At 32.8% G+C, this 21590-nt stretch carries 20 protein-coding genes and 5 tRNA genes; 24 read left to right on the forward strand and 1 reads right to left on the reverse strand.

Annotated features, from left to right (window positions below; genetic code table 11):
* Window positions 1-118: 118 nt before the first annotated feature.
* Window positions 119-1480: a pyridoxal-phosphate dependent enzyme gene (locus FHK87_RS24480; protein WP_140597519.1), complete on the forward strand. Its 1362-nt coding sequence runs from the start codon at window positions 119-121 to the stop codon at window positions 1478-1480.
* Window positions 1481-1648: 168 nt separating this feature from the next.
* Window positions 1649-2629: a helix-turn-helix domain-containing protein gene (locus FHK87_RS24485; protein ID WP_140597520.1), complete on the forward strand. Its 981-nt coding sequence runs from the start codon at window positions 1649-1651 to the stop codon at window positions 2627-2629.
* Window positions 2630-3035: 406 nt separating this feature from the next.
* Here FHK87_RS24485 and FHK87_RS24490 read toward each other — a convergent pair whose 3' ends face one another.
* Window positions 3036-3887, reverse strand: coding sequence for a M57 family metalloprotease (locus FHK87_RS24490; RefSeq protein ID WP_140597521.1), 852 nt, complete (start codon window positions 3885-3887; stop codon window positions 3036-3038).
* Between the two features lie 260 nt (window positions 3888-4147).
* Here FHK87_RS24490 and FHK87_RS24495 point away from each other — a divergent pair, with 260 nt between their 5' ends.
* From FHK87_RS24495 to rpoB, 22 genes are all read left to right on the forward strand, one after another.
* A complete protein-coding gene (locus FHK87_RS24495; protein WP_140597522.1) occupies window positions 4148-5440 on the forward strand; it encodes a DUF2851 family protein in 1293 nt (430 codons plus the stop codon).
* A 17-nt stretch (window positions 5441-5457) separates the two neighbouring features.
* Window positions 5458-5679 (forward strand): PspC domain-containing protein, encoded by a 222-nt coding sequence (locus FHK87_RS24500; protein ID WP_140597523.1) that lies wholly within the window; start codon window positions 5458-5460, stop codon window positions 5677-5679.
* A complete protein-coding gene (locus FHK87_RS24505; RefSeq protein WP_140597524.1) occupies window positions 5676-6695 on the forward strand; it encodes a potassium channel family protein in 1020 nt (339 codons plus the stop codon). The genes FHK87_RS24500 and FHK87_RS24505 overlap by 4 nt, the downstream gene beginning before the upstream one ends.
* 96 nt (window positions 6696-6791) lie before the next feature.
* On the forward strand, window positions 6792-8411 hold the full coding sequence (locus FHK87_RS24510) for an alanine/glycine:cation symporter family protein (RefSeq protein WP_140597525.1): 1620 nt from the start codon (window positions 6792-6794) through the stop codon (window positions 8409-8411).
* A 42-nt stretch (window positions 8412-8453) separates the two neighbouring features.
* Entirely contained in the window at window positions 8454-9299 is an 846-nt protein-coding gene (locus FHK87_RS24515; RefSeq protein WP_226294412.1) for a ComEA family DNA-binding protein, read from the forward strand.
* A 153-nt stretch (window positions 9300-9452) separates the two neighbouring features.
* Entirely contained in the window at window positions 9453-10619 is a 1167-nt protein-coding gene (locus FHK87_RS24520; RefSeq protein WP_140597527.1) for an acyl-CoA dehydrogenase family protein, read from the forward strand.
* Window positions 10620-10745: 126 nt separating this feature from the next.
* Window positions 10746-10940: a 30S ribosomal protein S21 gene (gene rpsU, locus FHK87_RS24525; protein ID WP_140597528.1), complete on the forward strand. Its 195-nt coding sequence runs from the start codon at window positions 10746-10748 to the stop codon at window positions 10938-10940.
* A gap of 123 nt (window positions 10941-11063) precedes the next feature.
* Window positions 11064-11954, forward strand: a complete 891-nt coding sequence (locus FHK87_RS24530) for a tyrosine-type recombinase/integrase (RefSeq protein ID WP_140597529.1) — start codon at window positions 11064-11066, stop codon at window positions 11952-11954.
* Window positions 11955-12025: 71 nt separating this feature from the next.
* Entirely contained in the window at window positions 12026-12328 is a 303-nt protein-coding gene (gene hpf, locus FHK87_RS24535) for a ribosome hibernation-promoting factor, HPF/YfiA family (RefSeq protein WP_140597530.1), read from the forward strand.
* Between the two features lie 103 nt (window positions 12329-12431).
* Window positions 12432-12505, forward strand: a tRNA-Thr gene (locus FHK87_RS24540).
* A 130-nt stretch (window positions 12506-12635) separates the two neighbouring features.
* Window positions 12636-12718, forward strand: a tRNA-Tyr gene (locus tag FHK87_RS24545).
* Between the two features lie 115 nt (window positions 12719-12833).
* Window positions 12834-12906: transfer RNA gene (locus FHK87_RS24550), tRNA-Gly, on the forward strand.
* A 193-nt stretch (window positions 12907-13099) separates the two neighbouring features.
* A tRNA-Thr gene (locus tag FHK87_RS24555) sits at window positions 13100-13171 on the forward strand.
* 58 nt (window positions 13172-13229) lie between these two features.
* Window positions 13230-14417 (forward strand): elongation factor Tu, encoded by a 1188-nt coding sequence (gene tuf / locus FHK87_RS24560; RefSeq protein WP_140597531.1) that lies wholly within the window; start codon window positions 13230-13232, stop codon window positions 14415-14417.
* A gap of 57 nt (window positions 14418-14474) precedes the next feature.
* Window positions 14475-14547: transfer RNA gene (locus tag FHK87_RS24565), tRNA-Trp, on the forward strand.
* Window positions 14548-14604: 57 nt separating this feature from the next.
* Complete coding sequence (gene secE / locus FHK87_RS24570) at window positions 14605-14802, forward strand: preprotein translocase subunit SecE (protein WP_140597532.1); 198 nt, start codon at window positions 14605-14607, stop codon at window positions 14800-14802.
* Between the two features lie 9 nt (window positions 14803-14811).
* Window positions 14812-15366: a transcription termination/antitermination protein NusG gene (gene nusG, locus FHK87_RS24575; RefSeq protein ID WP_140597533.1), complete on the forward strand. Its 555-nt coding sequence runs from the start codon at window positions 14812-14814 to the stop codon at window positions 15364-15366.
* A 73-nt stretch (window positions 15367-15439) separates the two neighbouring features.
* Window positions 15440-15877, forward strand: a complete 438-nt coding sequence (gene rplK / locus FHK87_RS24580; protein ID WP_140597534.1) for a 50S ribosomal protein L11 — start codon at window positions 15440-15442, stop codon at window positions 15875-15877.
* Window positions 15878-15895: 18 nt separating this feature from the next.
* Complete coding sequence (gene rplA / locus FHK87_RS24585) at window positions 15896-16591, forward strand: 50S ribosomal protein L1 (protein WP_140597535.1); 696 nt, start codon at window positions 15896-15898, stop codon at window positions 16589-16591.
* A gap of 15 nt (window positions 16592-16606) precedes the next feature.
* Complete coding sequence (rplJ, locus tag FHK87_RS24590) at window positions 16607-17128, forward strand: 50S ribosomal protein L10 (protein WP_140597536.1); 522 nt, start codon at window positions 16607-16609, stop codon at window positions 17126-17128.
* A gap of 70 nt (window positions 17129-17198) precedes the next feature.
* Window positions 17199-17576, forward strand: a complete 378-nt coding sequence (rplL, locus tag FHK87_RS24595; protein ID WP_140597537.1) for a 50S ribosomal protein L7/L12 — start codon at window positions 17199-17201, stop codon at window positions 17574-17576.
* A 128-nt stretch (window positions 17577-17704) separates the two neighbouring features.
* Window positions 17705-21514 (forward strand): DNA-directed RNA polymerase subunit beta, encoded by a 3810-nt coding sequence (gene rpoB / locus FHK87_RS24600; RefSeq protein WP_140597538.1) that lies wholly within the window; start codon window positions 17705-17707, stop codon window positions 21512-21514.
* Window positions 21515-21590 lie beyond the last annotated feature (76 nt).

Genomic DNA, 21590 nt, shown 5'->3' on the forward strand with positions numbered 1-21590 from the left:
TGAAGTTTTCTCACTGTAATAGTAAAGTTTAAAAAGTTATTATTTATACATTGTTGTAGATAAACTAGATTGTATCTTTGCCAAATAGAATAAATTTAATTTTATAAAAAATAAGATTGTGGAATACGCAAAAAATATACTGGAAACGATTGGTAATACACCATTGGTTAAATTAAACACTTTGGTGAATGATATTGATGCTCTGGTATTAGCAAAATACGAAACTTTTAATCCCGGAAACTCTGTAAAAGATCGTATGGCATTGAAAATGATAGAAGATGCAGAAAAAGATGGCCGCCTGCAACCGGGAGGAACAATAATAGAAGGAACTTCTGGCAATACAGGAATGGGACTTGCTTTGGCAGCAATAGTAAAAGGATATAAGTTGATCTGTGTAATGGCAGATAAGCAGTCTAAAGAAAAAATGGATATTCTAAGAGCAGTAGGTGCTAAAGTTATGGTTTGTCCCACTAATGTAGAACCGGATGACCCCAGATCATATTACTCAGTGTCCAAAAGACTTGCAGAAGAAACTCCAAATTCTTGGTATGTAAATCAATACGATAATCCATCAAACGCTCAGGCGCATTACGAAAGTACGGGTCCAGAAATTTGGGAACAAACAAAAGGGAAAGTAACACACTTTATCGTTGGAGTTGGTACAGGAGGAACAATATCCGGAGTAGGAAAATATCTAAAAGAACAAAACCCCAATGTAAAAATATGGGGAATAGATACATACGGTTCTGTTTTTAAAAAATATCATGAAACCGGAATTTTTGATGAAAATGAAATCTACTCTTATGTTACAGAAGGGATAGGAGAAGATATTTTGCCAAAGAATGTAGATTTTTCTATTATTGATGGTTTCACAAAGGTAACAGATAAAGATGCAGCAGTATACACTCAAAAATTAGCCAAAGAAGAAGGAATGTTTTTGGGAAATAGCGCTGGTGCAGCAATAAAAGGATTACTTCAATTAAAAGAACATTTTACCAAAGAAGATGTTGTCGTTGTGCTTTTTCATGATCATGGTAGTCGATATGTTGGAAAAATGTTTAATGATGATTGGATGAGAGAGAGAGGATTTTTGGATGAAGAAATATCAAAAGCACAAGATTTATTCAAAAATCGTACAACAAAAGAACTCGTTACAGTTAAAACAGAAGAACTTGTTTCTCATGCGGTAGAACGCATGCGTAACTTTCAAATTTCTCAAATACCGGTAGTTGATACCGAAGGATTTGTGGGGTCTATAGACGAAAGCACTCTCTTTTCTGCATTTTTGGATGATAAGAATATGAATAGCGTTCCTGTTAAAGAGGTTATGAAAGCTCCTTTTCCTGTTGTTAATGCCAATACTTCTCTAGAAGAGATTTCTGGATTAATTAAAAATGGAAACCAGGCTGTTTTAGTTCATTTAGAGAATGGAAAGCATCATATTATAACAAAACACGATATTATTAGTCATATAAAATAAATTATTATCTTTAATACAGTAATCTTAACCCCTCTATTAACAATTTAACATGTTAATAAAGGGGTTATTAATATATATAGCGGTTTTTATTTTTTTAATATAATAACGCAACGCTAACGTAGGTTAGGTGTCTTATAGAAATAAGGGAATTTTATTAAGTCATTAAATATGTATAGATATACATTTGATTTTTCAGACATAGATGCATTAAGAAGTTATTTTAGATCTCATCTCGATTCTGAAAGCAAAACAGATAGAATCTATTTTCCGCCAGAGATAGGAGAAGGATATTTATCTTATTACAAGATATCACCAGAGGTATTTTTATTAGTCAACAATTACAAAGCTAATACAGATATCGAATATATAAGAATGCCGATAAATGAAAAAGATATTATTCTTCATTTTAGAAAATATTCATTAGATCATCAGTTAGAAAAAGACTTGATCGTTAGTAAATATTCTACAAATTATACTCCGGGAAATATGAGGTGTATGGATGCCCAACAAGGAGAACATGTATATATTACAAAAGGAGCAGAAGTAAGATCTACTATGATAGTGCTGAAAAGTTCATACATAAAGCCATATTTTATGAAAAATAATGATATGGCAGAAAAAGTAGACAATTATATTAGATATTCTCATCAACATATCAATAAGTTCTATCTATCTTATAAACAATCAAATCTTTTTGATCAAATAGTAGAACCGGATTCAGAAAAAATAGAAAATTATCTATATTATATAGCCAGAGGGATTCGTTTATTAGAAACATTTTGGAAAGATGTTTTAAAATGGGAAACTGATCGAAATCCATTTAAAATTAATAGTTCACAAGTTGGTAATATTTATAAGGTAAGCGATTATCTTAAAGAAAACCTCAAAGAACCTTTTGTAGGAGTTGATCAGCTTGCAGCTATGGCTCATATGAGTAGAACGAATTTTTTTAATATGTTTAAAGAAATTCATAATCAAACACCTTTAGAATTCTTCAACAATAAAAGATTAGAAACTTCTTATAATATGATCGTGAGAGATGGACTTTCTATTCGAGAAGTAATGGATACTCTTAATTATTCAAATTCCTCAAAATTTAAAAAAGCTTTCTTTAATAAGTTCGATATTTATCCTGATATAAGAATATAGTAGCTATTGTATTAAAATTAAAGTTAGGTATGTTATAAAAATAAAGATGGTTGTCAAAAGACAACCATCAATAACCTAACACAAACTCAACTTAGCTTAGGGTTTTGTAATCTTAATATTTCTTAAATTGAATTAATTTGTTTCCCATCAAATTATATGAGCAAAGTAAAGAAATGAAATTGTTCAAATGTTTTCCATTAATCCATAATTTATTACCAATAGTACATTTTTGTAAGAATTAACTTCATTTTAAGAATTATAGGTAATCCGGAAACTTTTTGATGAATAAACGTAACATTCTAAGGTAACACATTCATAATACTATAAAACAATCAAAGGGTTATATAAATTAATATTTAACCCTTTGATTGTTTTAATTTTAATTATCAACTTATAATATTGATTATTAATAAATAGCTCTTAGGCCAACTATATCTTGATTAAAAAAGTTACCTGTTTCATTACCAAAACAAGCTCTCATAACAGAAGTTTGAGAATTTCCGTCCGGATCTGTCCCGGGAATAAATACTGCACCAAGTGCAATACCATCTGCACTGGCTTGTTCATCTCCTTGAAGGTTAGGAGGACATGAACTGCGTGTTCTCAGATCAGAATGTCTTAACCCAAAACAATGACCAAGTTCATGAGTCATAAGATGTTCAATAGAACCAAGAGTATTGTTTGCAGATACATCCCTGAAAATTTCTATAGAATTATGTGGATTTCCATTTCTGGGAAACCCTGCAACAGCTCCATTACCAGGGTTATTGCTTGCAAACACTACAATTTCACTATTTGCTGTGGTGTTGCCAAATGATAAAGCCATTATAAACCCAAGTCCTAATTGGTTGTAGTTATCCACAGCTCTTTGTAATCCTATTTGTAGTCTATTGTCTAGATTTACACCTCGTATAGTAATCGTTCTCTGACCACTGTTTGGGACATTTACAAGTTCAAAACTACGGAACAGTTTTATAGTTGCATCATCACTTTTGAGAGGAAGATCGCTCATATTATTAATATCTTCTTCAGACAGAAAAATATCATGAGCGAGCCATCCTTTTTCAGAAGTTCCATCAGGAAGGTTTTTTGTATAAGGAGTAATCCCTGCCGGGTTAACTCCAAGTTTAATAAATTTATTGATTATTTCATTTTCGACGTCTTGTGAGATTTCATTTTCAACATCTTCACTATCCTGACAAGAGAATAGGAAAACACATGCCATCGCAGAAATAGCAAAGGTTTTAAAATTTGTCATAATTGTTTGTGTAAATTAAATATTATAAGTTGATACTTGTAAAATTATGTAAAACCTTGCGTTTTGCTTGTTAAAGTAAGTATAGGATTATATTAAAATATTCATTACAGAACAAGGGCTTTTGTGCGTAAATGCTAAAATTTTAGTATTGTATAAAGTAGTTTTTAATATTTCTAATTTTAATTATTCTAGAAATATATGGTAGCTTTAAAAATTGGGAATATTCAAAACTCGATAATTTTTCATTACTTTGAATTCTTATGAAAGAAGATTTTCTACATTACCTCTGGAAATATAAAAAGTTTGATATCTCTAATTTGAAGACCACCAAAAATGAATCGATTATCCTTCAAAAAATAGGAATTCACAATATAGAGAATTCCGGTCCTGATTTTTTTGATACCAGATTAATTATAGGTGAACAAAAATGGGTAGGTAATGTAGAGATACATATTAAATCTAGTGATTGGTATGCTCACAATCATGAGATTGATTCTAATTATGATAATGTAATTTTGCATGTAGTCTGGGAAGACGATATGGATGTTTTTAGAAAAAATAATACCATTATCCCAACTTTGCAACTTAAAGATTATGTGTCTCCAGGACTTATTAATAATTATCAAAATCTTTTTCAAGAGAGTAAGAAAAGTCAAATTAGTTGTGAGAAACAACTGCCCGATGTTTCTGGTTTTATACTAGAAAATTGGCAAGAGCGATTATATTTAGAACGTTTAGAACAAAAATCAACTCTCATTGCCGAATTACTTCAAAAAACAGCAAGTGATTGGGAGGCGACTTTGTTTTTACTTTTGGCCAAAAATTTTGGATTAAAGGTAAATGGAGACGCTTTCTTGAGCATAGCGGACAGTATAAATTTTTCTGTCGTACGAAAAAACAGTGACTCGATATATAAATTAGAAGCTCTGTTTTTTGGGCAATCAGGACTATTACAAAATGATTCGAGCTCAGAGTATAGTATTATGCTTAAGCGAGAATATCAGTTTTTGAAAACAAAATTTAAGTTAGATACTTCTGGATGTTTACCGGTTCAGTTTTTTAGGTTACGTCCACCTAATTTTCCTACGATACGATTAGCTCAGTTAGCAATGCTTTATTTCAAAAATACGCAACTATTTGCTGATAGTATTCAAATAAATTCTCTTGAAAAATTATACAAACTTTTTACAGTAGAAACTAGTGAGTTTTGGCAAGAACATTACACCTTTGATAAGGTTTCGACAAAAAGAAAGAAAAAAATAACAAAGTCGTTTATCGATTTAATATTAATTAATACGATAATACCATTACGCTTTTTGTATGCCAAAACATTAGGTGAAAATATAGAAGAAGAAATTTTTGAACTGATTAATCAATTACCATCTGAACACAATCATATTACAAAATATTTTTTATCATCAAACATTAATATTAAAAACGCAATGCATTCTCAAGCAATGATACAACTCAAAAAAGAGTACTGCGATCAAAAAGCTTGTTTGCAATGTGCAATAGGTAATTTTTTATTAAATAGAGAACAAGTTTTACAATAATGTAACTATTTTGCAGTATGCTTTATAATTTGAGACACTTTTTAGAAAGAAATGGGTTTTATGTATCGTCTAGATTAGCAGACAGATTAGGAATGCGTGCAAAAAATGTAAGATTGTTTTTTATCTATGCAACTTTTGCTACTGCTGGATTAGGTTTTGCAATTTATCTTACCCTAGCGTTTTGGTTAAAGCTAAAGGATTTGGTATATACTAAACGAACTTCTGTATTCGATTTATGATTAAAGTTTATAATTTTAGAATTCCTAAAGTTTACTTAGCGTTACTATTACTTATAAGTGTAGTTACTGTAGGGGTTTTAGGATTTCGTTTCTTTTCTGACTATACTTGGGTTAATGCCTTGTATATGACTGTGATTACGATGTCTACAGTTGGCTTTACAGAAGTTCAGCCATTAGATGACAATGCTAAAATATTTACCGTTTTATTGATATCTACAAGCGTTTCTATATTCGCATATTCTGTATCGGTAATTACAGAATATATTATCGGCAAAAATGATCCAAAAAGAGTTCAATTGAGAAAAACACAGAAAATGCTACAAAAAATAGAAAACCATACTGTTATTGTGGGGTACGGTCGTAATGGCAAACAGGCTGCAGCTAAGTTATTAGCATATAACAAACCTTTTGTGATAATAGAAAAAGATGATGAAGTAATTAATAAAAATCAAAATGAAAAGATATTTTTTCTCAAAGGCAATGCTACAGAAGATGAAGTCTTGATCAAATCTGGCATAAAAAAAGCAGATCACCTTATTTGTACATTACCAGAAGATGCAGATAATTTATTTATCGTACTTTCTGCAAGACAGATCAATAAAAAACTCAAGATCATAAGCAGAGCTTCTCAAGATACATCCTATAAAAAAATTCGTTTAGCTGGTGCAGATAATGTAATTATGCCAGATAGAATAGGAGGGGATCATATGGCCTCTCTAGTTGTAGTTCCTGATTTGATAGAGTTCTTGGACAACCTGTCTATTGTTGGTAAAAGATCTATTAATATTGAAGAAATTTCTTTTGAAGATATGTTTGATGATCAAAAAGAAAGAACAATTTTGGATATCAATATGAGGTCTAGAACAGGTTGTACTATTATAGGATATAAATCTCCAGAAGGAGAATATATAGTAAATCCTGAAGCAAGCACATTATTAAAACCTAGTTCTAAAATTGTGGTTTTAGGCCGTCCTGAACAAATAAATCTTTTAAATCAAGAATTTGATATTTCGTAATGTTAAAGATATTTAATGCTTAAAAAATTGTAAACAAGTGTTTTTTTTAGCATCTTGCTCACTTCTTAATCTAAAATTCAATTAACACAAAATATTATGAAGAAAATTCTTCTTCCGCTTTTAACATTCATTATTCCATTTATTACATTTTCACAAGAAGCAACAGAAAAAGGGTTAGACAAGCAAATAGACGAAGCTTTTAAACCTATTTCAAAATTCTTCTCAGACGTTATATTTTTTGAAGTTTTTAAGGGAGCACCTTTTGTAATCATATTATTGGTACTTAGTGCCTTATTTTTTACTTTATATTTTGGATTCCCCAACATAAGATACTTTGGTAGGGCGATCAATGTAGTAAGAGGGAAATATGATGATGTAGAAGGACATGGAATCGAAGGTGAAACAGAGTTGAACATTGTAGAAGGAGATATACGAGATACAATAAGAGATGAATCTAAAGAAGGAGAAGTTTCTCATTTTCAAGCTTTAGCGACAGCAGTTTCGGGTACAGTAGGTAATGGTAATATAGCTGGTGTTGCACTTGCAATTGCTCTTGGAGGACCGGGAGCAACATTCTGGATGATAGTTTGTGGATTATTGGGGATGTCAACCAAATTTGTTGAATGTACTTTGGGAGTTCAATATAGAGATGTTGGAGAGGACGGTACTGTTTATGGAGGACCGATGTACTATCTAAGTAAAGGACTCAAAGAAAAAGGATTCATGTGGTTAGGTAAAATTACAGCTGTATTGTTTGCTATTTTCTGTATAGGAGGTTCTTTTGGAGGAGGTAATGCTGCACAATCCAATCAGGCGACTATAGTTATCAAAGAATTGATGGGGCTAGAAAGTACAGGAGCAGGTACTATTATAGGAGTGGTATTGGCAGTTTTGGTTGGTATTATTATTATCGGAGGAATCAAACGAATAGCCTCTGTAACTGAAAAAGTGGTGCCTTTTATGGCTGTTATGTATATTATAGCCTGCTTGTACATTATTTTTTCTAACTTCTCTTTTGTAGATGATGCTATAGCCTTGATAATAGAAGAAGCATTTAATCCAACTGCAGTAGGGGTAGGAAGTTTTATAGGAGTTTTACTTGTTGGTTTCAAAAGAGCTGCATTCTCTAATGAAGCTGGAGCAGGATCTGCTTCAATAGCGCACTCAGCAGTAAAAACAAAATATTCGGCATCAGAAGGATTAGTAGCACTTTTAGAACCTTTTATCGACACAGTAGTGATTTGTACAATGACAGCCTTAGTTATTATTATCTTCAATTTTGGAGGTTTCTTTGAATATGGTGCAGATGTTAGTGCAGATGGTAGTGGTGCAGTTATGATAGGCGATGAAATAGTAAAAGGAGCAGGAATAACTTCAAAAGCTTTTGCTCAATATATTCCTTATTCTAATTACTTCTTGACTATTGCAGTGGTGTTATTTGCAGTTTCTACTATGATTTCTTGGTCTTATTATGGTTTACAATCCTGGAAATTTTTATTCGGTAGAGGTAAAGCGGCAGATCTTGTCTATAAGATTTTGTTTTTAACTTTTGTTGTTATAGGAGCAGCAGCAAGTATGGGGTCAATTTGGGATTTCTCTGATGCAATGATATTTGCAATGGTATTTCCAAATATGATTGGATTATACTTTTTATTTCCGGTTGTTAAAAAACAACTTATCCGATATTTTGAAGCTATAAAAGCATCCAAACAATAATTTGATTATTGTATGAGTAAAAATATAATATCCCATTTTGAAATGAATTCACGTTTTCGAAATGGGATATTTTTTTTGGCAACTATTTTAGTCTCTGTTACTGGGATTTATTATTTGTATGCTAATACCGTTTCTTCAGAACCTGTTTTTTTTGAATTAAAATCCTTTCAAGAACAGGTAGATAGTCTTAAATTAAAACAGGAACAAGAGTATAAAGCTTATGCAGTCAAGCCTTTTAATCCAAATTTTATTTCAGAATATAAAGCATATGTACTAGGGATTTCGACAGAAGAGTTAGACCGGATTTATAAATATAGAAAAGAAGGAAAATGGATCAATACAATTTCTGACTTTCAAAAAGTATCTAAAGTTTCTGATTCGTTGTTAAACGCTATTTCACCATTGTTTAAATTTCCAGAATGGATACAGAATAAGTCAAAACATACTAAGTTCATTGATAAAAAGAATTCACAAAAAACATATGCCGCAAAAAAAGATTTGAATGTAGTTACTGAAGATGAGTTACGACAAATTGTTAATATACCTGAATTTATTGCAAAACGTATTATTTCTTATAGAAATCAACTGGGTGGATTTGTTGATGATATACAGCTTCAGGACGTGAATGGTCTGTATGATTATAAAAGAATAGAAATCTTATCAAATTTTACAGTCAAAACCCCTCAAAAAATTTCCAAAATCAATATAAATAAGGCTTCAGTAGAAGATTTGGTAGAGATTCCTTATTTTGAATTCGAGACTGTTTTAGAAATAAAAGCATTCGTAGATACAAATGGACCAATTTCAGATTTTAAAGAATTAGGAAAAATCGATGGGTTTTCTTTAGAAAAAATAGATAGAATAAAGTTATATTTGACATTAAAATAGAAATCGGAAAAAATTGCTGTGAATTCTGATAAATCTTCATTTTCTACCTTTGCGTAAACATATTTCCTTTTTTTAAGGATTTGTGTCCTATGCGTATGATGTCGATGGTCATAATCATAGTAATACTGTTTGCTACAAATTATAGATAATTAAATGAATAGCATGTATTTTACAGAAGAGCACGAATTGTTTAGGCAGAGTCTTAGAGAATTCCTTAAAAAGGAAGTTACACCACATATTGATAAGTGGGAAAAAACAGGAACCATTGAAAGGTTTATTTGGAAAAAGTTCGGAGAAATGGGGTATTTCGGGATAGCATATCCTGAAAAGTATGGAGGAATGGATTTGGATCTTTTTTATACTGTTATACTTTTAGAAGAACTTCAAAGAATCAATTCGGGAGGTTTTGCAGCTGCAATTTGGGCACATATATACTTAGCGATGACTCATGTTAATAAAGAGGGTGACCATAGAATCAAAGAAGAATATCTGAGGCCAAGTATTTCAGGTGATAAAATAGGTTGTCTAGGGATAACAGAGCCTTTTGGCGGATCTGATGTGGCAGGAATGAGAACTACAGCGGTCAAAGAAGGTGATCATTATATTGTTAATGGATCTAAAACTTTTATTACAAATGGAGTGTACAGTGATTATTTGGTTATTGCAGCCAAAACTGCACCAGAACTTGGTAATAAAGGGATAAGCATCTTTATTATAGATAGAGAAACAGAAGGTATTTCATCTACAAAACTAGAAAAGTTAGGTTGGAGAGCTTCTGATACTGGAGAAATTGCTTTTGATAATGTAAAAGTCCCTGCCGATAATTTAATGGGTGAAGAAAACAAAGGTTTTTCATATATCATGCAACATTTTGCATTAGAAAGATTAATTATGGGGGTCAACGCTCATGCTAGAGCAGAATTTGCATTAGAGTATGCGATAAAGTACATGTCAGAAAGAGAAGCATTTGGTAAAACGATAGATAAATTTCAGGCATTGCGACATACAGTTGCTGATATAGCTAGTGAGATTGAAATGTGTAAGGAGTTTAATTATTCTATTACAAAAAGATTAGACCAAGGACAATATGTAGTTAAAGAGGCGTCTATGTCAAAATTATTATCTACAAAAATTGCTGACGAAGCAATATATAAATGTCTTCAGCTTTTAGGAGGGTATGGATATATGGAAGAATATCCACTTGCAAGAATGTTTAGAGACAGTCGACTAGGACCAATAGGAGGGGGTACATCAGAAATACTCAGAGAAATTATTTCTAAAATGGTAATTGACAAAAAAGAGTACAAACCAGCGACTTAGTTTTAAGAATAATAAAAGATTATTGATGTAATAGAGCTGTCAAAAATAATTTTATACAAAAAACTTTGTGTGTTATAGATTTATGTTATATTTGCAGCCTAATTTTTAAAGAAAGGAGGTGCTACTATGTTAATTATACCAGTTAAAGACGGAGAAAATATAGATAGAGCGTTAAAACGCTTTAAACGTAAATTTGATAGAACAGGAACGATGCGTCAGCTTCGTAGTCGTCAGCAATTTACTAAACCTTCTGTAAAAAGAAGAGCTCAGATCCAAAAGGCTCAATACATTCAGCATTTAAGAGATCAAGAGGAAATATAAAGCGTAGAAACGTAGTTTTTTCTGTAGATATATTCTGATACAAGAATAACTTCGTTTTTCAGTATAATATCAAATCCGTTAGATGATAAAAGTTTTTTACTTTTGTTATTTAACGGATTTTTTATGTTTATATCAGAATTTATTGATTATCTCTTGCTGGAAAAGAATTATTCTAAACATACAGTAAAAGCGTACAAAGCTGATCTTATTTCGTTTTTGGAATTTTGTGTTAAAGAATATGATGTTTCAGATATTCAAAATGTTAATTATTCTCAGATTCGTTCTTGGATTGTGCAGCTTGTAAATTCAGGGGTGTCAAATAGAACTGTAAATAGAAAAATATCTTCTTTGAATGCTTACTATAGATTTCTGCTTAAAATAGAAGAAATAGAGAAAAACCCTCTTGCTAAGCATCAGGCTTTAAAAGTATCCAAAAAACTTCAAGTTCCTTTTTCTGTTTCAGAAATAGAAGATGTTCTTTTGGTTTTAAAAGAAAATACAGATTTTGAAAGTGTTAGGGATAGATTGATTGTAGAACTTTTTTATGCAACGGGGATTCGTAGGATAGAGTTAGTAGATCTAAAACTGTCTGATGTGGATTTAAATAATGCTCAGATAAAAGTTTTAGGAAAACGAAACAAAGAAAGATATTTGCCTCTTCTTCCTTCTGTATGTTCTACTGTTCAAGAATATATTAAAGTACGTTCTGAGTCTTTTGATCAAGATGAAATACCTTATTTGTTGCTTACTAAAAAAGGAGTTAAAATATATGAAACACTTGTTTATCGCATTATAAATAATTATTTTAGTAAGGTGTCTTCTAAGGTTAAAAAGAGTCCGCACATTCTTAGACATTCATTTGCGACTCATTTACTTAATGAAGGTGCAAACCTAAATGCTGTAAAAGAATTACTTGGTCATTCTAGTTTGGCAGCTACGCAGGTATATACACATCAAAGTGTAGCTCAGCTTGCTAAAGTGTACAAACAATCTCACCCAAGGAATAAAAAGTAAGAGAGTAACATGTTATTTATTCGTCTTTTTAAGCATATTTTTTTTTGTTTAACTAATAAAATAAACGAAGTATGAAAGTGAACTTGCAATCCGTAAACTTTAATGTAGATCAGAAGTTGGTTAATTTTACACAAACCAAATTAGATAAATTAGAGAATCATTATAATAGGATTATTCATGCAGATGTCTTTTTGAAAGTTATGAATACAAGTGGTAAAGAAAATAAAATCACAGAAATTTTATTAAGTGTTCCTGGAGATGAATTTATGTCTAAAAAAATCAATAAAACTTTTGAAGAAGGTGTAGATGAGTGTGTTAGTTCATTAGAAAGGCAATTAAAAAAACGTAAAGGAAAATTAAATGCACATGTTTGACTTATTTTTTTTAAAAAATAGTTTTGTGTAAAAAATAAATTATATACATTTGCAGTCCGTTAGAAATAGCGGACTTTTTTATGTTCAGAAACATAGTGAAAAAGCCGATATAGCTCAGCTGGCTAGAGCAGCTGATTTGTAATCAGCAGGTCGTGGGTTCGAGTCCCTCTATCGGCTCAAAAAAGTAACTTTTTTGAAAAAAAAATAATACTTTTTTGTTATAATTTTGAAATGTAAAATAAATGACTATTTTTGCACACTCAAAATTGAAAAAGTTCATTTTAAAATATTGAATTCTTAATCTTTTGGGGAGATACTCAAGCGGCCAACGAGGACAGACTGTAAATCTGTTGGTTTTTACCTTCGCAGGTTCGAATCCTGCTCTCCCCACTTAAGTTCAAAACTCATATCATTTTATCTAATCATTCACTATTTCGTTTGTTTAATACTGATACGTTTTTTTGAGAAAAATTTTTGAATTTTTATTAATTCAAAATATTTTAAGGCGGGAGTAGCTCAGTTGGTAGAGCGTCAGCCTTCCAAGCTGAATGTCGCCGGTTCGAACCCGGTCTCCCGCTCAATATCTTTATTGATTAATGGATAAAGATGACGGTCTGAAAACTGTCTAGAGTATAAGTTTTAAATAACTTATATTCTTTAATCTAATCTTGATGCTTTGGGCATTGGATTTATAAACAAAGTAAAGCAGGTAAGTCAGTTTTCTTTTTGTAAATAGCAAAAGAACTCGGATTTGTCTTAGTACTTTTTAAAGCCGGTGTAGCTCAGGGGTAGAGCGTTTCCTTGGTAAGGAAGAGGTCACGAGTTCAAATCTCGTCATTGGCTCTCAGTTCAGATATTTTAATTGAACACTAATATATAACTAAGATTAAATAAATTAATTATGGCAAAGGAAACTTTTGATCGTTCCAAACCGCACTTAAATATTGGTACTATTGGACACGTTGATCACGGTAAAACAACTTTGACTGCTGCAATTACAAAAGTATTAGCAGAAGCAGGTCTTTCTGAAGCGAGAGATTTCGATACTATCGATAATGCTCCAGAAGAAAAAGAAAGAGGTATTACTATTAATACTTCTCATGTAGAGTATCAAACTGCAAATCGTCACTATGCACACGTTGATTGTCCAGGTCACGCCGATTATGTGAAGAACATGGTAACTGGTGCGGCTCAAATGGACGGTGCGATCTTAGTAGTTGCTGCTACAGATGGTCCTATGCCTCAAACACGTGAGCACATCTTATTAGGTCGTCAGGTAGGTATTCCTAGAATCGTGGTGTTCCTTAATAAGGTTGATATGGTTGATGATGAGGAATTATTAGAGCTTGTTGAGATGGAAGTAAGAGATCTTCTTTCTTTCTATGAGTATGACGGAGATAATGGTCCTGTAATTGCTGGTTCTGCACTAGGAGCACTTAATGGTGAGCAAAAGTGGGTTGACACAGTTATGGAACTTATGGAAGCTGTAGATTCTTGGATCGAATTACCTAAGCGTGATGTAGATAAAGATTTCTTAATGCCAATTGAAGATGTATTCTCTATCACAGGTCGTGGTACTGTTGCAACTGGTCGTATTGAAACTGGTGTAGCTAATACAGGTGATGCAGTTGAGATTATCGGTATGGGTGCAGAGAAATTAACTTCTACTATTACTGGAGTTGAAATGTTCCGTAAGATATTAGATAGAGGTGAAGCTGGAGATAACGTAGGTATCCTTTTAAGAGGTATTGAAAAAACTCAGATTTCTCGTGGTATGGTTATTACTAAGCCAGGATCTGTAACTCCACATAAAAACTTCAAAGCTGAGGTGTATATCCTTAAAAAAGAAGAAGGTGGACGTCACACTCCATTCCATAATAACTACCGTCCTCAGTTTTACGTACGTACAACTGATGTGACAGGAAATATTGCACTTCCTGATGGAGTTGAAATGGTAATGCCTGGAGATAACTTGACAATTACTGTTGAATTAATTCAACCAATTGCAATGAATGTTGGTCTTCGTTTTGCTATCAGAGAAGGTGGTAGAACTGTAGGTGCAGGTCAGGTTACTGAAATTTTAGACTAATAAAATTATCATAAACAAGTTAAGGTATTCGTTCATCGAATACCTTGACTTATGTATACGGGTTTAGCTCAGTTGGTAGAGCACTGGTCTCCAAAACCAGGTGTCGGGAGTTCGAGCCTCTCAACCCGTGCTTTAAAAAATATTACGAAACTATATTAATTTTGTTTCGTTCAAAAGGATAAATAAAATGGCTGGAATAGTAAATTATATTAGCGAATCTTTTAATGAGTTAAAAAACCATGTAACATGGACACCATGGGCAGAAGCTCAAAGATTAACTGTCGTTGTAATTGTATTTTCTGTTATATTTTCTCTAGCTATTTGGGGTATTGATACCGTGTTTAGTGGTTTGATAGAGTATTATTTTACATTGGTAAAATCTTAAATATAAAAAATGGCTGAAGTAGATAATACTAAAAAGTGGTACGTTGTTAGAGCCGTTAGTGGTCAGGAAAACAAGGTGAAAGATTACATAGAACGTGAGATTGCTCATTTAGGTATGCAAGATTACGTTTCACAAATATTAGTACCCACAGAAAAAGTAGTTCAAATCCGTAATGGTAAAAAAATAAATAAGGATAGAGTATATTTTCCTGGATATGTTATGATAGAAGCAAACTTATCTGGAGAAATACCTCATATTATAAAATCTATTAATGGAGTTATAGGTTTTCTTGGAGAAGTAAAAGGAGGAGATCCTGTTCCTTTAAGAAAAGCAGAAATTAATAGAATGCTCGGTAAAGTTGATGAACTTGCTGTAAAAACAGATAACGTTGCTATACCTTACACTGTTGGTGAGACAGTAAAGGTTATTGATGGTCCTTTTAATGGATTTAATGGTTCTGTTGAAAAAGTAAATGAAGAAAAGCGTAAGCTTGAGGTAATGGTTAAGATTTTCGGAAGAAAAACTCCATTAGAATTGAGCTATATGCAAGTTGAAAAAGTATAATAATTGTTACGTTATATAAGAATTGTTCTTTTGCTTCCAAACTTAGAACGATTCTAATTTTAAAATTAGAAAAATGGCTAAAGAGTTAAGCAAGGTTGTAAAACTTCAAGTACGTGGTGGTGCGGCTAACCCATCTCCACCTGTTGGACCTGCTCTAGGTGCTGCTGGTGTAAATATCATGGAATTCTGTAAGCAATTCAATGGTAGAACACAAGATAAAGCAGGTAAAGTATTACCTGTAGTTATTAATGTGTATACAGACAAGTCTTTTGATTTTGTCATTAAAACTCCACCTGCAGCTGTTCAAATACTGGAAGCAGCAAAACAAAAGAAGGGTTCAGGAGAACCAAATCGTAAAAAAGTAGCAAGTATTACTTGGGATCAGGTAAAAACTATTGCAGAAGACAAAATGCAGGATTTAAATGCATTTACTGTAGAATCTGCGATGAAGATGATTGCTGGTACTGCTCGTTCAATGGGTGTAACTGTAAAAGGAGATGCTCCTTTTTAATCCTAAAACGTTCATAAAATGGCAAAAATAACCAAAAAGCAAAAAGAAGCGAGCGCTCAAATAGAGAAAAATAAAGCTTATAGTTTGGATGAAGCTTCTGCTTTAGTAAAAAAAGTAACAAGTGTTAATTTTGATGCTTCTGTAGACCTTGCTGTTCGTCTTAATGTTGATCCACGTAAAGCTAATCAAATGGTTAGAGGCGTTGTAACATTACCACATGGAACAGGAAAGGATGTAAAGGTATTAGCATTAGTTACTCCTGATAAAGAAGCCGAAGCAAAAGAAGCTGGTGCAGATTTTGTAGGTTTAGATGAATATCTTGATAAGATCAAAGGAGGTTGGACAGATGTAGATGTGATTATAACTATGCCAAGTGTTATGGGTAAACTAGGTCCTTTAGGTAGAATTTTAGGTCCAAGAGGTTTAATGCCTAACCCTAAAACCGGTACAGTAACAATGGATGTAGCAAAGGCAGTATCAGATGTAAAATCAGGTAAAATTGATTTTAAAGTAGACAAAACTGGTATCGTTCATGCGGCTATTGGTAAATCTTCTTTCGATGCAGAGAAAATAGCAGGAAATGCTAAAGAATTAATAACAACATTAGTAAAGTTAAAGCCTCAGGCTGCTAAGGGAGTATATATAAAGTCTATTTATATGTCTTCTACAATGAGCCCTGGGATACAGGTTGACTCTAAAAACTTTGCTGGGTAATTAAGATAAACGATTATGACAAGAGAAGAAAAATCATTGGTAATTGAAGACTTAACTGCTCAGTTGACTGAAAATGCTAATATTTATTTAGCTGATATTTCAGGTCTTGATGCTGGAACAACTTCAAACCTTAGAAGAGCTTGTTTTAAAGCTAATGTATCATTAAAAGTAGTAAAGAATACTCTTCTTGCTAAAGCAATGGAGAATTCTGATAAAGATTTTGGAGAATTACCTGCTACATTAAAAGGTAATACTTCTATTATGTTTGCAGAGACAGGTAATGCTCCTGCAAAAGTAATTAAAGAATTCCGTAAAAAATCTGAAAAACCCTTATTAAAAGGAGCTTTCATAGAAGAAGCAATTTATGTTGGAGACGAGAACTTAGAAGCTTTAGTTAATATCAAATCTAAAGAAGAAGTTATCGGAGACATTATTGGTCTTCTACAATCACCAGCTAAGAATGTAGTATCTGCATTAAAGTCAGGTGGAGGAAAAATTGCAGGTATTCTTAAGACATTATCCGAAAAAGAAGGATAATCAATAACAGTGTACGCACTTTTTAAAAAACTATATTTCAATTAAAAAAAATTATTTAAAACGATAGAAAATGGCAGATTTAAAAGATTTCGCAGAACAATTAGTTAACTTAACAGTAAAAGAAGTTAATGAGTTAGCTGATATATTAAAAGAAGAGTATGGTATCGAACCAGCTGCTGCTGCAGTTGCTGTAGCAGGAGGTGCTGCTGCTGGAGGTGGTGATGCTGCTGAGGAAAAAACAGAATTTGATGTTATACTTAAAGCTGCAGGAGGTTCTAAATTAGCAGTAGTTAAATTAGTAAAAGAATTAACTGGACTTGGTCTTAAAGACGCTAAAGAATTAGTTGATGGTGCTCCAAAAGCAATCAAAGAAGGAGTAGCAAAAGACGAAGCAGAAGCTCTTAAAGCTCAATTAGAAGAGGCAGGAGCAGAGGTTGAGCTTAAATAAGCTTAAGATAAGATAATATATAGGTTTAGACCTGGAGATTTTGTCTCTAAGGTCTAAACCATTTTGCGTATATAAACACTAAGTGTTATATACACCCTTTTTAAATTTTAATTTAATTCCGTCCATTGATGTTAGCAACGCAAACTGAAAGATTGAATTTCTCTTCTGTAAAGAATAGACCTGACTATCCTGATTTCTTAGATATTCAGATCAAATCCTTTCAGGATTTCTTTCAATTAGAAACAAAATCTGAAGAAAGAGGAAACGAAGGTTTATACAATACCTTCATGGAAAACTTCCCGATTACAGACACTCGTAATCAATTTGTATTAGAATTTTTAGATTATTTCGTAGACCCACCTAGGTATGATCTTCAAGAGTGTATAGAAAGAGGCCTTACGTACAGTGTACCCTTAAAAGCCCGTCTTAAATTATTTTGTACAGATCCAGAACACGAAGATTTTGAGACGATCGTTCAGGATGTATATTTAGGAACTATCCCTTATATGACTCCTAGTGGTACTTTTTGTATTAATGGAGCAGAGAGAGTTGTAGTATCTCAATTACACCGTTCTCCGGGAGTATTCTTTGGACAATCATTTCACGCAAATGGAACTAAATTATATTCTGCAAGAGTTATACCTTTTAAAGGTTCTTGGATAGAATTCGCAACAGATATCAATAGCGTAATGTACGCATATATTGATAGAAAGAAAAAATTACCGGTAACCACTCTTTTTAGAGCGATCGGTTTTGAGAGAGATAAAGATATACTGGAAATATTTGATCTTGCTGAAGAAGTAAAAGTTTCTAAGTCAGGATTAAAGAAAGTTTTAGGACGTAAGTTAGCAGCCCGTGTTCTAAATACTTGGCATGAAGATTTCGTAGATGAAGATACAGGAGAAGTAGTTTCTATAGAACGTAATGAGATCGTTCTAGATCGTGATACGATTTTAGATAAAGATCACCTGGAAGAAATTATAGAATCAGGTGCCAAAACAATTTTATTGCATAAAGAAGATAACCAAAAGGGTGATTATGCAATAATTCATAATACATTACAAAAAGACCCTACAAATTCTGAAAAAGAAGCAGTAGAACATATATACCGTCAATTGCGTAATGCAGAACCGCCAGATGAAGAGACGGCTAGAGGAATAATAGATAAATTATTCTTCTCAGATCAACGTTATAATTTAGGTGAAGTTGGTCGTTATAGAATGAATAAAAAATTAGGTCTTGATATCGATATGGATAAGCAAGTGCTTACCAAAGAAGATATTATAACCATTATCAAATATTTAATAGAGTTAATTAACTCTAAAGCAGAAATTGATGACATTGATCACCTTTCTAACCGTCGTGTAAGAACAGTAGGAGAGCAATTGTCACAACAATTTGGAGTTGGTCTTGCACGTATGGCGCGAACAATACGTGAGCGTATGAATGTTAGAGATAATGAAGTTTTTACACCGATTGATCTGATCAATGCAAAAACATTATCTTCTGTAATCAATTCGTTCTTTGGTACTAACCAGCTTTCTCAATTTATGGATCAAACAAATCCATTAGCAGAGATTACACACAAACGTAGACTTTCTGCACTTGGACCTGGTGGTTTATCAAGAGAAAGAGCAGGATTTGAGGTTCGTGATGTTCATTACACACATTATGGACGATTATGTCCTATCGAAACTCCTGAAGGTCCGAATATCGGATTGATCTCTTCACTTTCGGTATTTGCAAAAGTGAATTCGATGGGATTCTTAGAAACACCTTACCGTAAAGTTGAAGATGGTAAAGTAGATCTTAGTGGATATACATACTTAAGTGCAGAAGAAGAAGAAGAAAAATTAATTGCACAAGCCAATATTCCTTTAACAGAAGATGGGACAATAGATTCAGAAAAGGTAATTGCGAGAATGGAAGGAGACTTTCCAGTAATTGAACCAACAAATGTAAATTATGCAGATGTTGCTCCAAACCAAATCGCTTCTATTTCAGCTTCTTTGATTCCTTTCTTAGAGCATGATGATGCAAACCGTGCGTTGATGGGCTCAAACATGATGCGTCAAGCAGTACCTTTATTGAGAGTAGATGCTCCTATTGTAGGAACTGGTCTAGAACGTCAGGTAGCTTCAGATTCAAGAGTATTAATCAATGCCGAAGGAAATGGAGTAGTTGAATATGTAGATGCTCAAAAAATTACCATCAAGTACGACCGTACAGAAGAAGAAAGAATGGTAAGTTTTGATGGAGATTCTAAAACATATGAGCTTATTAAGTTCAGAAAAACAAACCAAGGAACCAGCATTAATCTAAAACCCATTGTAAGAGTAGGAGATAGAGTAGAAAGAGGTCAGGTTTTATGTCAAGGATATGCCACAGAAAAAGGAGAACTAGCTCTTGGTAGAAATATGAAAGTAGCATTCATGCCTTGGAAGGGGTATAACTTTGAGGATGCTATCGTGATTTCTGAAAAAGTAGTTAGAGAAGATATTTTTACTTCTATTCATATTGATGAATATTCATTAGAGGTTAGGGACACAAAATTAGGAAACGAAGAGTTGACTAATGATATTCCTAATGTTTCAGAAGAGGCTACAAAAGACCTTGATGAAAACGGTATGATTAGAGTTGGGGCAGAAATTAAGCCTGGAGATATTCTTATAGGAAAAATTACACCAAAAGGAGAAAGTGATCCTACTCCTGAAGAGAAACTATTAAGAGCTATCTTTGGTGATAAGGCAGGAGATGTTAAAGATGCTTCTTTAAAAGCTTCTCCATCATTACATGGTGTAGTTATAGACAAAAAACTCTTCGCAAGAGCAATAAAAGATAAAAGAAAAAGATCTCAAGACAAAGAAGATATCGAAGCATTAGAGGTAGCTTATGATGCTAAATTCGATAGATTAAAATCTGAGTTGGTAGATAAACTATTTATTATAGTAGGAGGAAAAACTTCTCAAGGAGTGATGAATGACTTAGGAGAGGAAGTATTACCAAAAGGTAAAAAGTATACTCAAAAAATGCTGAATAGTGTTGATGATTATACACATCTTACTAAGGGGATTTGGACTACTGATGAAGAAGTAAATAGAATGGTAGCAGATCTTATTCATAATTATAAGATCAAAGAAAACGATCTACAAGGGAATCTACGTAGAGAGAAGTTTACTATTTCCGTAGGAGATGAGCTTCCTTCTGGTATTATCAAACTTGCTAAAGTTTACATTGCTAAAAAACGTAAACTTAAAGTAGGTGATAAAATGGCAGGACGTCATGGTAATAAAGGTATCGTAGCACGTATTGTTAGAGAAGAAGATATGCCTTTCTTAGAAGATGGTACACCGGTTGATATTGTTTTGAACCCACTTGGGGTACCTTCTCGTATGAATATTGGTCAGATCTATGAAACTGTATTAGGTTGGGCCGGTCAAAAATTAGAAAGAAAGTTTGCTACTCCGATTTTTGATGGAGCTTCTTTAGAGCAAATCAATGAATTGACTGATGAAGCTGGTATACCAAGATTTGGACATACGTATCTATTTGATGGAGGTACGGGAGATCGTTTTGATCAACCAGCAACCGTTGGAGTTATCTATATGCTTAAATTAGGTCATATGGTTGACGATAAAATGCATGCTCGATCTATTGGTCCATACTCGTTGATTACTCAGCAACCTCTTGGAGGTAAAGCACAGTTTGGTGGTCAGCGTTTCGGAGAAATGGAAGTTTGGGCATTAGAAGCTTACGGTGCTTCAAGTACACTACGTGAGATATTGACTGTGAAATCTGATGATGTTATTGGTAGAGCGAAAACATATGAAAGTATCGTAAAAGGTGAACCAATGCCAGAACCAGGATTACCAGAATCTTTTAATGTATTAATGCACGAATTAAAAGGACTTGGTCTTGATATCAGATTAGAAGAATAATATAGTATACGTTATACCTCTTGATGTATTCTTGAGGTGTAACTCAAGTTCATTATTCAATTTTAAATTACAATAA

This window comes from Aquimarina algicola (assembly GCF_006443095.1).
In the GTDB taxonomy this organism is placed as follows: Bacteria; Bacteroidota; Bacteroidia; order Flavobacteriales; family Flavobacteriaceae; genus Aquimarina; species Aquimarina algicola.